This is a genomic window from Streptomyces sp. NPDC107528 (assembly GCF_055639295.1).
In genome coordinates this window covers 848,026-860,573 of sequence record NZ_JBVKAV010000002.1, presented here as the reverse complement: position 1 = coordinate 860,573, position 12,548 = coordinate 848,026, and the positions used below count along the sequence as shown (strand labels likewise).

Annotated in this window: 8 protein-coding genes; 3 read left to right on the top strand and 5 right to left on the bottom strand. The window is 70.4% G+C overall.

The window, feature by feature from the left end; all coding sequences use genetic code 11:
• Nucleotides 1-214 precede the first annotated feature (214 nt).
• The 5 genes from ACZ7L5_RS08935 to uvrC form a co-directional block, all read right to left on the bottom strand.
• Nucleotides 215-3,169: a M14 family metallopeptidase gene (locus ACZ7L5_RS08935; RefSeq protein ID WP_471515537.1), complete on the bottom strand. Its 2,955-nt coding sequence runs from the start codon at nt 3,167-3,169 to the stop codon at nt 215-217.
• 153 nt (nt 3,170-3,322) lie between these two features.
• Complete coding sequence (gene whiA / locus ACZ7L5_RS08930; RefSeq protein WP_055621477.1) at nt 3,323-4,312, bottom strand: DNA-binding protein WhiA; 990 nt, start codon at nt 4,310-4,312, stop codon at nt 3,323-3,325.
• Nucleotides 4,303-5,370: a gluconeogenesis factor YvcK family protein gene (locus ACZ7L5_RS08925; RefSeq protein WP_471515534.1), complete on the bottom strand. Its 1,068-nt coding sequence runs from the start codon at nt 5,368-5,370 to the stop codon at nt 4,303-4,305. Before ACZ7L5_RS08925 ends, whiA begins: the two co-directional genes overlap by 10 nt.
• The gene (gene rapZ, locus ACZ7L5_RS08920) at nt 5,367-6,383 is read right to left on the bottom strand and encodes an RNase adapter RapZ (RefSeq protein WP_365067062.1); all 1,017 of its coding nucleotides are present in this window, start codon (nt 6,381-6,383) and stop codon (nt 5,367-5,369) included. Before rapZ ends, ACZ7L5_RS08925 begins: the two co-directional genes overlap by 4 nt.
• On the bottom strand, nt 6,380-8,512 hold the full coding sequence (uvrC, locus tag ACZ7L5_RS08915) for an excinuclease ABC subunit UvrC (protein ID WP_471515532.1): 2,133 nt from the start codon (nt 8,510-8,512) through the stop codon (nt 6,380-6,382). The genes rapZ and uvrC overlap by 4 nt, the downstream gene beginning before the upstream one ends.
• Before the next feature lie 694 nt (nt 8,513-9,206).
• Between uvrC and ACZ7L5_RS08910 the strand changes: the two genes are divergently transcribed.
• The 3 genes from ACZ7L5_RS08910 (at nt 9,207) to ACZ7L5_RS08900 (ending at nt 12,391) form a co-directional block, all read left to right on the top strand.
• Complete coding sequence (locus tag ACZ7L5_RS08910; RefSeq protein WP_471515530.1) at nt 9,207-10,163, top strand: hypothetical protein; 957 nt, start codon at nt 9,207-9,209, stop codon at nt 10,161-10,163.
• 180 nt (nt 10,164-10,343) lie between these two features.
• Nucleotides 10,344-11,483 carry a LacI family DNA-binding transcriptional regulator gene (locus ACZ7L5_RS08905; RefSeq protein WP_471515529.1) on the top strand — a complete coding sequence of 380 codons (1,140 nt, stop codon included), beginning with the start codon at nt 10,344-10,346 and terminating at the stop codon, nt 11,481-11,483.
• Nucleotides 11,480-12,391 carry a carbohydrate kinase family protein gene (locus tag ACZ7L5_RS08900; RefSeq protein WP_471515527.1) on the top strand — a complete coding sequence of 304 codons (912 nt, stop codon included), beginning with the start codon at nt 11,480-11,482 and terminating at the stop codon, nt 12,389-12,391. Before ACZ7L5_RS08905 ends, ACZ7L5_RS08900 begins: the two co-directional genes overlap by 4 nt.
• Nucleotides 12,392-12,548 lie beyond the last annotated feature (157 nt).

The window sequence follows — 12,548 nt, the reverse complement described above, 5'->3', positions numbered from 1 at the left end:
TTGGTACGCCGGCCATGCGGTGCCGGCGAGCTCTATTTGGGATGTCCCCGACCGCCTACGACCCTACCTCCCTGAGACCTCCGTGGTGACATCCAGATGCCTCATACACGGCACGGCGGTCCGTACCCGCCAGTAGGGGTACGGACCGCCCCGCCCGGAAGCCGGGATCACTCGTTTTGATCACTGTGCGTTGCGCACGGTTGACCTCGGCGTGTCACTCGTCAAGTGAGTCGAGGGCCTTTCCGATGAGCGCCGTCCGGTCGGCCGCCGCGGTGACGTGTTCCAGGCCGAAGCCCAGCAGCACCGTGTCGTTCGTGGTGATCGCACCGTACGTCTGGAAGAGCGCCCCGGTGCGCGCCCAGAACTTGAGGACGGCCGGGCTGCCCGCGGGCGGACCGGTCACGCTCCAGGCGCCGAGTGAGGTCTCGAAGCCCTCGGTCTCGGTGGCCGTGCCGCCGACGACGAGCGCGGCTTGGTCGGCAAGGACGCCGCGTCCGCCGAAGCCCGGGTCGGAGACATAGCTGATCGAGATCTCGACCGACTTGCCGGCGTACGCGCTCAGGTCGAACTCGACCTGCTTCCAGCCCGCGGAGGCGCCGGTGAGGGCGTTCCACTGACCGCTGCTGCCGGACGCGGTGCAGCCTGCGGCCGACTGCGTCAGGTAGTGCTTGAGCCAGGGGTGTTCGGCCACGTAGAAGCCGGCCTCGCACTCCGCCGGCACGGCGTTGCTGCTCGCGCCGTTCTTCTCGGGGAGGGTCGTCCAGTCCTCGGCCCCGGTGCTGTGGGCCTCGATCAGGACGTTGTCGTAGCCGGGCTCGACGTCCCAGAGCAACTGGGTGCGCAGGGTCGGCTGCTGCGCCGCGGTCACCCCGGTGAGGTCGACGGTCCTGGTGAGCCGCTTGTAGGCGTCGTCGGTGTGCACTGCGGCCGCCATGTAGGAACCCGCGTAGGGGCCGTACGGGTTGACCGTACCGGCGAACTGGCCCGCGCCCGCGCTGGCGAACTGCGGGTACTTGTCGACGGCCAGCTGGTCCGAGGTGACGCTGTAACTCCCGGCCTTGTCCAAGGGGTTGCCGGTGGCGTCGCCGAGCGCGCCGGTGAGGCCGCCGAGCTCGCCGGACCCGGTGAAGCCCGTGGCGCCGGGCAGCGACGTACGGGTGTAGGCGCCCAGGTAGTACTGGCTGAAGTCGTTCGACAGGGTGCCGTCGCCGAGGTCGACGTTGCCGCCGGCCTGCTCGCCCGCCTCCACCAGCTTGCCGCCCTCGTTGAGGTAGGCACGCAACTGGAGTTGGGTGGCGTTGCCGGGGACGTTCGCGCCGGTGTAGTGGACGACCGTGTCGAAGTAGCCGAGCACGCCGAGCGCGTCGGGCGCGCCCTGAGTGGCGACGTCCCAGACGATCGCCCTGTGGCCGTTGGCCTTGAGCGCGTCGACGTACTTCTGCGCGTGCGTGGCGGCGGCGCCTTCCTCGGCGACCACGAGCACGTCCGCGCGCGGCCGCTCGGCCACGGTGTACGTGAAGTGCTCGCTGGAGACCTTCTTGCCGCTCCTGGTCTCGCCGGTGAACCACACCTCGACCTTGTCGCCCCGGTCGCCGTCGGCGACCTTGGCGCGGTACTCGTCGAAGTAGAGGTTGTCCTCACCGCCGTACGTCTCGCCGCCCTTCCAGGGCCGGAGCGCCATGTCGTGCGTACGGCCGCCGTTGACGCGGTACTTGAGCTCCTTGTCGCGCACGGACTTGCGTGCGACGACGGAGACCTCCTGGTCGGCGCCGCGGGAGTACGACGTGGTGAAGGGCGCCGGGGTGAAGTCGGCGGCCTTCAGGCCGAGCGCGGAGGAGGGCTGGTCCGGGTGCGCGGCGGACTCGGCGACGGAGAGCGCGAACGGGACGTTCTTGGCGAACTCCTGCTGGATCAGCTTCTCGTCGTCCGGGAAGTTGAAGCCCGACTGGCAGTCGGCCGCGTTCCACTGGTCGTTGGGGTCGATGTCCGACGCGGTCTGGCAGGTCGACATCTCGGGCGTGAACATCGCGATGCCGTTGACGTTCGAGGCGTGGCCGTCCGCCTCGCCGTTCGTCGTGTAGAGCTCCGAGGAGACCTGCGGGTGGTAGCCCGGGATCGCGGGGTTGTCCGGCGTGCCGGCGAGGGCCTTGTAGAGGACGTCGTCGGGTGTGTTGGTGGCCACCTGCCAGCCGACACCGTAGAGGATGAGCTCGGCCGCGGAGTGGTAGTTGATGCCGTAGTCGAAGCCGATACGGCGCTCGAAGGCGTCCAGTGCCTTCGTCTCCGGCTCGGAGCCCGGGGAGGCACCGCGGTAGGTCTCGCTGGTGGGGTTCGGGGACGAACCCTCGTCGTCGTAGCCCCACTTGTAGGTGAAGTTACGGTTGAGGTCGACACCGTCGCCGGTGCTGATGGCACCGTCGCCGTTGATGTCTCGCAGGTTCTTGCGCCACAGGCGGGTGCTGGAGTCTTTGAACGTGTAGTCGTAGCCGTCGGGGTTGGCCGAGAGGACGAACCACAGCTCGGTCGAGTCGACGACCTTCTTGATGCGCTTGTCCGTCTTGTAGTTGTCCAGGTAGTGGTGCATCAGCCGCCGGGTCATCTCCGGCGTGATCCACTCACGCGCGTGCTGGTTGGACATGTACAGGACGGAGGGCTTGGAGCCGTCCTTCGTCTTCTTGGCGTTCTTGGTGAGCTTGAGTGCCAGGATGTCCTGGCCGCCCACGGTCTTGCCGATGGAGACGACCTTGGTGAGGCCGGGGTTCTCCTGCCCCGTCCGGACGATCTCCTCCTTGAGCCCCCCGCTTCCGCTGTACGGGCGGTACACGCCCTCCGCGGCCTTGTCGGTACGGGCCGCGGCGCCGGCGGAGAGGTCGTGCTCGGTGAGCTCGACGCCCTGCTTCTCCAGCTTCTCGGCCTGGTCGTCGGTGAGGTAGACCTCGACGGTGGCCTTGCCCTTCTCTGGCGCCTGCTCACTGAGTTCGTGGCCGTCCTGGCCGGCCGCCAGCAGCAGGGGTACCTGCTTCTTGGTGACTTCGGCGTGGAAGACCTTGACTTCGCTCGGGTCGCTGTCTTGTGAACTTCCCGGTTGTGCCTGGGCGATCGGTGCGATACTCGCTCCGCCTATCAGGAGCGCACCGGCAGCGAGGATCGATCTCGCTCTGGGTCTCATGAACCCCCCTAGCAGTGTTTCGCCACAGTGACGAATGACTGCCAGGCTCATGCCACATCACGGTCACGTCAAGAGTGCCGCAAAGACTGACAAATACCGGTGTGCCGACGTCCCAAGTGGACATCGGCACCGGCTGATTGACGATCCCTCACCTCACCCGACGAGGTTGTCCGCCAGCTCGTCGGAGAGGTTGGCCTCCGTGCCCGGGATGCCCAGGTCCTGGGCCCGCTTGTCGGCCATGGCCAGCAGTCGGCGGATACGGCCGGCGACGGCGTCCTTGGTCAGCGGCGGGTCGGCGAGGGCGCCCAGCTCTTCGAGGGATGCCTGCTTGTGCTCCATGCGCAGCCGGCCTGCGGCCGCGAGGTGCTCGGGGACCTCCTCGCCGAGGATCTCCAGGGCCCGCTGGACACGGGCGCCGGCGGCGACGGCCGCACGGGCCGAGCGGCGGAGGTTGGCGTCGTCGAAGTTGGCGAGGCGGTTCGCCGTGGCGCGGACCTCGCGGCGCATCCGGCGCTCCTCCCAGGCCAGCACGGACTCGTGCGCCCCGAGCCGGGTCAGCAGGGCGCCGATCGCGTCGCCGTCCCGGACGACCACGCGGTCCACGCCGCGCACCTCGCGGGCCTTCGCGGCGATCGACAGCCGGCGGGCCGCGCCCACCAGGGCGAGCGCGGCCTCGGGGCCCGGGCAGGTCACCTCCAGGGAGGACGAGCGGCCGGGCTCGGTGAGCGAGCCGTGCGCCAGGAACGCACCGCGCCAGGCGGCCTCGGCGTCACAGGTGGCCCCGGAGACCACCTGTGGCGGCAGGCCTCGGATCGGGCGACCCCGCCCGTCGACCAGACCGGTCTGACGGGCCAGCTGGTCACCGCCCGCGACCACCCGTACGACGTAGCGCGAACCGCGGCGGAGCCCGCCCGGTGCCATCACGATCAGCTCGGAGCTGTGGCCGAAGATCTCCAGGATGTCCCGCTTGAGCCGGCGCGCCGCCATCGCGGTGTCCAGCTCCGCCTCGATCACGATGCGCCCGCTCACCAGATGGAGGCCGCCGGCGAACCGCAGAATGGCGGAGACCTCCGCCTTCCTGCAGCAGGTCCGGGTGACGGGGAGCCGGGAGATCTCATCCTTCACCGCTGCCGTCATCGCCATGGGCCGATCCTTCCATGCATCCGAAAAATACGGTCGTACGCGGCGGCGAGCAGCTCCGGGTCGTGCCGGGGCGTCCCGTCCGTCCGGGCCACCGGGGCCAGCTCGACCGCGGCGCCGAGCCGCTTGGCAGCCTCGGTGAGCACATCGCGGTCGGGCACGGCAGCCTCGTCGGCCAGCACCACGTCCAGGGCGAGTTTAGGGGCGTGTCGTCCCAAAACCTCCAAATGACGCTGCGGTGAGAAGCCTTCGGTTTCTCCCGGCTGCGGCGCGAGGTTCAGGGAGAGTACCCGGCGCGCCTTCGTCTCGGTGAGGGCGTCCAGGAGTTCCGGCACGAGCAGGTGCGGAATGACCGAGGAGAACCAGGACCCGGGGCCGAGCACTACCCAGTCCGCGTCCCGGACGGCGGCGACGGCCTCCGGAACGGCGGGCGGGTCGTGCGGCACCACGTGCACCGACTGCACCTCGCCGCAGGTCAGGGCGACATTCGCCTGCCCGCGGACGGTGTCTACCTGCTCGGGCCGGTCCGGGTCGTGCCCCTTGACCAGGGCCTGCAGCTCCAGCGGCACGGCGGACATGGGCAGCACCCGCCCGTGCGCGCCGAGCAGCTTGCCCACCAGGTCGAGGGCCTGGACGTGGTCGCCGAGCTGCTCCCACAGGGCGACGATCAGCAGGTTGCCGACCGCGTGGTCGTGCAGGTCGCCCTTGGAGTGGAAGCGGTGCTGGATGACGCGGGACCAGGTCTGGCCCCAGTCGTCGTCGCCGCAGAGCGCGGCCAGCGCCTTGCGCAGGTCGCCGGGCGGCAGCACGCCCAGCTCGTCACGCAGGCGCCCGCTGGAGCCGCCGTCGTCCGCCACGGTGACGACGGCGGTGAGGTCGCCGGTGATCCGGCGCAGCGCGGCGAGCGAGGCGGACAGGCCCATGCCGCCGCCGAGGGCGACGACCTTGGGCTGGGCGCCCCGGCGGCGTGGCCTGGCGCCACGGGCCTCGGCGGGCCGGGCGGCGCGTGACTCGGGCACCGCCCGGCGCAGCCTACTCAGCCGCGGTGTTCGTCCCGTCATTCCCGTCCCATGTCCCGGTGTACGACCACCGTCTCCACGCCCTGGGAGGCGAGGCGGGCGGCGAGCTTTTCGGAGGTGGCGACCGAGCGGTGCTTGCCGCCGGTGCAGCCGACCGCGATGGTCACGTACCGCTTGCCTTCACGGCGGTATCCGGCCGCGATGAGCTGGAGCAGCTCGGAGTAGCGGTCGATGAATTCCTTCGCGCCGGGCTGGTTGAAGACGTACGCCGACACCTCCTCGTTGAGGCCGGTGAACGGGCGCAGCTCCGGCACCCAGTGCGGGTTGGGCAGGAAGCGCATGTCCACGACCAGGTCGGCGTCGACCGGGAGGCCGTACTTGAACCCGAAGGACATGACCGTGGCCCGCAGCTCGGGCTCCTCGTCACCGGCGAACTGGGCGTCCATCTTGGCCCGCAGCTCGTGCACGTTGAGGCTGGAGGTGTCGATCACCAGGTCGGCGTCGCCGCGCAGCTCGCGCAGCAGTTCGCGCTCGGCGGCGATGCCGTCGACGATGCGGCCGTCGCCCTGGAGGGGGTGCGGCCGGCGCACCGACTCGAAGCGGCGCACCAGGGCGTCGTCGGAGGACTCCAGGAACACGATCCGGCGGGTCACGCCCCGGGTGTCGAGGTCGGACAGCGACTCACGGAGGTTGTCGAAGAAACGACGGCCACGGACGTCGACGACCACCGCGATCCGCGCCACGTTGCCCTGGGAGCGGGCGCCGAGCTCCACCATCGTGGGGATCAGCGCGGGTGGGAGGTTGTCGACGACGAACCAGCCGAGGTCCTCCAGACACTTGGCGGCCGTCGAGCGGCCGGCCCCGGACATGCCGGAGATGATCACCAGCTCGGGGATGGCCGCCTCGGGGGCCCCGGCTGCGTCGACGCCCGTACTCACCTGTGCTCCGTCTGCCTGGGGTGCGTCCTGCTGGGTGAGATCCTCGCCGTCCTTCCTGTGCGTGTCCTGAGCTTGTTGATCTCGCTCGCCTGTGGGCTGTGTCTCGTGCTCGCTCATCTCTCCTGCCCCCGTCGTTCGTCCGGGGCGCCCGCGGACACGGGCTCCCCCGAGGTCTCCGCCGTCGTATCGGATTCCTCGTCTTCCATGATCTCTCCAGTCGCCGTGTTCACGGCGGGTGCGGCCGGGGCCGCCTGGGCAAAGGCAATGGCGATCGCCTCGGCCGTCTTGCGACCTATGCCCGGAACCTCGCAGATCTGGTCGATTGTCGCGGATCGCAGCCTCTTCACCGAACCGAAGTACTTGATCAGCGCCTGCTTGCGGGTCTCACCGAGGCCGGGGACGTCGTCCAGCGGGCTGGACCGGAAACGCTTGGCCCGCTTGGTGCGCTGGTAGGTGATCGCGAAGCGGTGCGCCTCGTCCCGGACGCGCTGGAGCATGTAGAGGCCCTCGCTGGTGCGGGGCAGCACGACCGGGTCGTCCTCGCCGGGCAGCCAGACCTCCTCCAGGCGTTTGGCCAGGCCGCAGACGGCGATGTCGTCGATGCCGAGCTCGTCCAGGGCCCGCTGGGCGGCCGCGACCTGCGGCTGTCCGCCGTCGACGACGACGAGCTGCGGCGGGTAGGCGAAGCGCTTGGGCCGGCCGTCGTCGTCCTTGAGGCCGTTGCCCCGGCCGTCGGTGACGTCGTCATCGAGGCCGTCGGCGATGGGCGCGGAGGAGGCATCCGTGAGGGGGCCGGTCGACGTGTCGCCGAGGCTGTTCTCACCGTCGGTCCACTCGCCCGTCTTCTCCTTCTCGGCGAGGTAGCGCCTGAAGCGGCGGGTGATCACCTCGTGCATGGAGCGGACGTCGTCCTGGCCCTCGAAGCCCTTGATCTGGAAGCGGCGGTACTCGCCCTTGCGCGCCAGCCCGTCCTCGAAGACGACCATGGAGGCCACGACGTCGTCGCCTTGGAGGTGGGAGATGTCGTAGCACTCGATCCGGAGGGGGGCGCTGTCGAGGTCGAGGGCGTCGGCGATCTCCTCCAGGGCACGCGAGCGCGTGGTCAGGTCGGAGGCGCGCTTGGTCTTGTGCAGGACGAGCGCCTGCTGCGCATTGCGCTCCACGGTCTCCATGAGGGCGCGCTTGTCCCCTCGCTGAGGGATGCGCAGGGAGACCCCCGAACCGCGCCGGCCGGTCAGCCACTCCTGAACGGGCTCCACCGGGTCGGGCAGGGCCGGGACAAGAACCTCCTTGGGCACGGCGTCCCCGGTCTCCTCGCCGTAGAGCTGCTGGAGGGCGTGCTCGACGAGGGCGCCGGTGGTGATCTCCTCGACCTTGTCGGTCACCCAGCCGCGCTGGCCGCGCACCCGGCCGCCACGGACGTGGAAGATCTGCACGGCCGCCTCCAGCTCGTCCTCGGCGACCGCGATGAGGTCGGCGTCGGTCGCGTCGGCGAGCACGACCGCGTTCTTCTCCATGGCCTTCTTCAGGGCCTCGATGTCGTCGCGCAGCCGGGCGGCCCGCTCGTACGCCATCTCGTCGGCCGCCTCCGTCATCTGCTTCTCCAGGCGGCGCAGATAGGTGCTCGTGCGGCCGGTCATGAAGTCGCAGAACTCGTCGGCCAGTTCGCGGTGCTCCTCGGCGGAGACGCGGTCCACGCACGGGGCGGAGCACTTTCCGATGTAGCCGAGGAGGCAGGGGCGGCCGGTGCGGCGGGCGTTCTTGAAGACGCCGGCCGAGCACGTGCGCACGGGGAAGACGCGCAGGAGGAGGTCGACGGTGTCGCGGATCGCCCACGCGTGCGCGTACGGCCCGAAATACCTGACGCCCTTCTTCTTGTGACCGCGCATCACCTGCACGCGCGGGAACTCCTCGTTCATCGTCACCGCGAGGTACGGGTAGCTCTTGTCGTCGCGGTACTTGACGTTGAACCGGGGGTCGTACTCCTTGATCCAGGAGTACTCCAGCTGCAAGGCCTCGACCTCCGTGGACACCACGGTCCACTCCACGGACGCTGCCGTGGTGACCATCGAGCGGGTGCGCGGATGCAGGCCCGCGAGGTCCTGGAAGTAGTTCGCCAGGCGCTGGCGCAGGCTCTTCGCCTTTCCGACGTAGATCACCCGGCGGTGCTCGTCACGGAACCTGTACACCCCGGGAGAGTCCGGGATCTGTCCCGGCTTGGGGCGGTAGCTGGAGGGGTCGGCCATGTCTCACACCCTACTGGCGCCCGCTGACACTCCGGCGAGCCTGTGGACAACCCTCCCACCCGGTCGGCGGGTCTCCAGGAAGGCGAGAACGGCCAGGACAGGGCGGTGGTCGGCGCCGGCCTCCGGGAGCCGCGGCCCTGGTGGACTGATCGGTGGATCACCCGCGGCCGCGCGGTCCGTCTCGCTGCCATGCGTGCGGTCCGTCTCACCGGCGTACGTGCTGTCCGTCTCCCTGGCCGTACCTGACGACTCAGTGGGATGCGTGACGACGAGCACACCGATGCCGCGCACGCTCGTACGGCCGCCGTCAGCATGAGCAGACAGGTGGCCCGGGCAGCAGGCTCACTCGGGGGCGGCATGAAGGCGGAGCTGGGCCAGGTGAGCCCAAGCGCCGGCATGCCCCCGGCCGCCGGGTGACCGCGCGAAGCCTCCGTATGCGTGGGCAACAGCATGACCAGCACGGCGACTTGAGCTGACGGGGCGGGCGGAGGCGTCGGGACTCGGCCAGGGTACCCGGCTGTTGGGCGACAGGTGTTGTCGGGACTTGGTCAACACGCTTCAATGCGGTGGAACTCGGGGCCCTGAACGACGGCGTACGGATGTGAAGACCACCCGCTATGCCGACGGGGTGGCCCCGAAGAGCCGCGCGACCGGTCTGACCAGCCGTTGTGAACAATCACAGAAAGGCCCCTGCATGCCGCACGCCACTCAGCACGCGGACGTCCCCACCGTCGCCACCGCGGAACTGGACACGGCCCTGCGAGGCGGGCCCTTCCACGTAGCCCTGCGTGCCGCGATAGCCGCCCGGGGACTGCCGCTGCAGCGGGTGCAGCACCATCTGTCCCGCCGTGGGGTGAAGGTCGGCGTCACCAGCCTGAGCTACTGGCAGCAGGGTGCGCGTCGGCCGCAGCGCCCCGAGTCACTGCGTGCGGTGCGGGCGTTGGAGGAGATACTCCAGCTGCCTGAGGAGTCCCTGATCCGGCTGCTCGCCGAGGCCGACGACCACTGCACCCTCCAGCAGCCAGCGGCCCGCTCCTACCGCTCCCTCGTGGAGGCCTCGGGCGTCCTGGAACAGCTGCTGGCCGAACTGGACTGCCCGACCGACGGCGGCCTGCACACCCTCGCCCACCACGAGCGGGTACGCATCGGGGTGCGCCGCGAGCTGGCTGGGCGCGAGTCGCACCACATCGTGCGCGCCCACAGGGACGGTGTGGACCGCTTCGTCGCCGTCCACCACGGCGACCCGGGATGTGTGCCGGAGCGCATGACGGTGCACGCCGTGGAGAACTGCCGTACGGGGCGTGTCCGTTGGGACAACGAAACCGGCGTCCTGGTGGCGGAGCTGCTCTTCGGTGCGCGTCTGCGGGCGGGCGACACCTACCTCTTCCGCTACGGCGTCGAGGACGGCACGGCCGACGTGTGCCGCGAGTACGCCCGGGGCTTCCCGCTCGCGGGCGGCCAGTACACCCTCCAGGTCCGGTTCGCCGAGAACGCCCTCCCGGTCCGCTGTCACCGGTTCTCCCAGCACTCGGCGGCAGCGCCGCGCAGCGGTCGTCAGGGGCTGGCCCTCAGCGGGCTGCACCGATCTGTTCACCTGGTGGAGCCGAGGGTGCGGTCGGGGATCTTGGGCATCGGGTGGGAATGGGAGTGAGCTGAGGCGCCGGCCGACCCTCGGACGGGCTCCCCCGGCCCGGGCTCTTGGCCGAGGGGGACGTAAACGATTGCGCAAGCGTTTACGTCCGGCGCCGAATGGGATACGTTCCCGGCCAGCACCCGCGGCGAGCGGGTTGCGGTGGCCCAGGGAGGGGCCCGGCGCAGGGAGGGGATCGTGATGGCAACCATGGCCGACGTCGCGCGGAGCGCAGGCGTGTCCGTGGCGACCGTCTCACATGTGCTGAACGGCACCCGGCCGGTGCTGCCCCGCACCCGCCAGGCGGTGCTGGACGCCATGGACGAGCTCGGCTACACGCCCAACACCCTCGCCCGTTCCCTCGTGACGTCCCGCACCCGGTCCATCGGGCTCGCGGTGTCGGCGATCAGCAACCCCTACTTCACCGAGATACTCCAGGGCGTCGAGGCCGGCGCCCTGGAACACGGCTACAGCCTGCTCATCGCCGACCCGCACGACGATCCCGTGCATGAGCGCAAGGTCGTCCAGCTCCTGCACGAGCGCCGCGTGGACGGCATGATCGTCGCACCTTCCCCCGACCCTCGCGAGCTCCTCGCCTACCTCGGGCGCCACAAGGTGCCGACGGTCCTTCTCGACCGCGTGGTCGACACCCCGGCGGACGGCTCGGCGGTGTTCGACCAGGTCTGCGCCGACAGCGCCGAACCCACGGCCCGGCTGGTCACCCATCTCGCCGACCACGGCCACCGTCGGATCGGCCTGGTCGCCGGCCTGCCGGGGCTCAGCACCACCAGCGAGCGGCTCACCGGATACCGCGACGGCCTGACGGCGGCCGGGCTCGGGTACGACGAGCGCCTCGTCGTACACGGCGACTCCGAGTCGAGCGCAGCCGAACGGGCCACCACCGCGCTGCTGTCGCTCGCCACGCCGCCCACCGCACTGGTCACCGCCAACAACGCGATGACCATCGGTGCCCTGCGCGCCCTGCGTGACCACCGCATGTCCGTGCCCGACGACATCGCGCTGTGCTGCTTCGACGACTTCGCCTGGGCCGACCTGTTCTCGCCCAGGCTCACCGCGATAGCCCAGCCCAGCAGGGACATGGGCGCCCAGGCGGTCCGCGTGCTCCTGGACCGCCTCGCCTCACCCGACGGTCCGGCCCGGACCGTGCGTCTGGCCTGCACCTTCGTGCATCGCACCTCGTGCGGGTGCTCCGAAGAGCCGGGGCAGTCGGGGAGGTCCGCGAGGCGCGAGAGATCCACGGGGTCCGGGGGCACCGCCAAGCCCTCGACGCCCGACAGTCCCGAACAGCCCCTGACGTCCGTGAAAGGAACCGTCTCGTGATCGTCGTCGCCGGTGAGGCCCTGATCGACCTGGTACCGCAGGGCACGGGCGCCCTCGCGGGCCTGAAGCCGGCGCTCGGCGGCGGCCCCTACAACACTGCCGTGGCTCTGGGCCGCCTCGGCTCCCCCACCGCCTTCTGTTCCCGAACCTCCTACGACGCCTTCGGTGAGGCCCTGCTCGACGGGCTGCGGGCGGCCGGGGTGGACGTGTCGGCCGTGCAGCGCGGTATGGAGCCGACCACGCTCGCGGTCGCCACCATCGACGACAGGGGCTCGGCCGCCTACTCCTTCTATGTCGAGGGCACCGCCGATCGGCTCTTCACGGCGCCTGCGGAGCTGCCCGCGGGGGCCCGCGCGGTGTCCTTCGGTACCTGTTCGCTCGTTCTGGAACCGGGGGCGAGCGCCTATGAGGAGCTGATGCGCGGCGCGGCCTCGCAAGGGGTGTTCACCGCGCTCGACCCGAACATCCGGGCAGGGCTGATCCCCGACCCGGATGGATACCGGGCCAGGTTCAAGAGCTGGCTGCCGTCGGTGTCACTGCTGAAACTCTCCGAGGAGGACGCACTGTGGCTGGGCGGCACTCCGCGTGAGTGGCTGGCCGCGGGACCTTCGGCCGTCGTGATCACTCAGGGCGGTGCGGGGCTGACCGCCTTCACGCGGGACGGCGCCGAGCACTCCGTGGCGGGTGAGGAGGTCGACGTCGTGGACACGATCGGTGCGGGCGACACCGTGAACGCGGCCCTGTTGCACGGCCTGGCCGCCCAGGACGCTCTGTCCGCCGAGGCGCTCCTGGGACTGGGCGCCGACGGTTGGACACGGCTGTTGCGGTTCGCGGCGCGGGCTGCTGCGATCACCTGCTCCCGGGCGGGCGCCGAGCCGCCGTACGCCTCCGAAGTGGGGAACTTCTAGGAGGCGTTCCGCTCGGAGGCGTTCCGTTCCATTCGATTCCGCTCTTGAGCAGTCAAGGTTCGTCGCAGCCGCACGGATCGGGCCGCTGATGATCCAACGTGCGGCGCCCCGCGGGGAGTTCCCGCGGGGCGCCGCACTTTCAGGATGTGTCCTGGCT

Coding starts and splice junctions, on each gene's coding strand:
- ACZ7L5_RS08935 (WP_471515537.1), bottom strand. CDS start 3,169: ATGAGACCCAGAGCGAGATCGATCCTCGCTGCCGGTGCGCTCCTGATA.
- whiA (WP_055621477.1), bottom strand. CDS start 4,312: ATGGCGATGACGGCAGCGGTGAAGGATGAGATCTCCCGGCTCCCCGTC.
- ACZ7L5_RS08925 (WP_471515534.1), bottom strand. CDS start 5,370: ATGACGGGACGAACACCGCGGCTGAGTAGGCTGCGCCGGGCGGTGCCC.
- rapZ (WP_365067062.1), bottom strand. CDS start 6,383: ATGAGCGAGCACGAGACACAGCCCACAGGCGAGCGAGATCAACAAGCT.
- uvrC (WP_471515532.1), bottom strand. CDS start 8,512: ATGGCCGACCCCTCCAGCTACCGCCCCAAGCCGGGACAGATCCCGGAC.
- ACZ7L5_RS08910 (WP_471515530.1), top strand. CDS start 9,207: ATGCCGCACGCCACTCAGCACGCGGACGTCCCCACCGTCGCCACCGCG.
- ACZ7L5_RS08905 (WP_471515529.1), top strand. CDS start 10,344: ATGGCAACCATGGCCGACGTCGCGCGGAGCGCAGGCGTGTCCGTGGCG.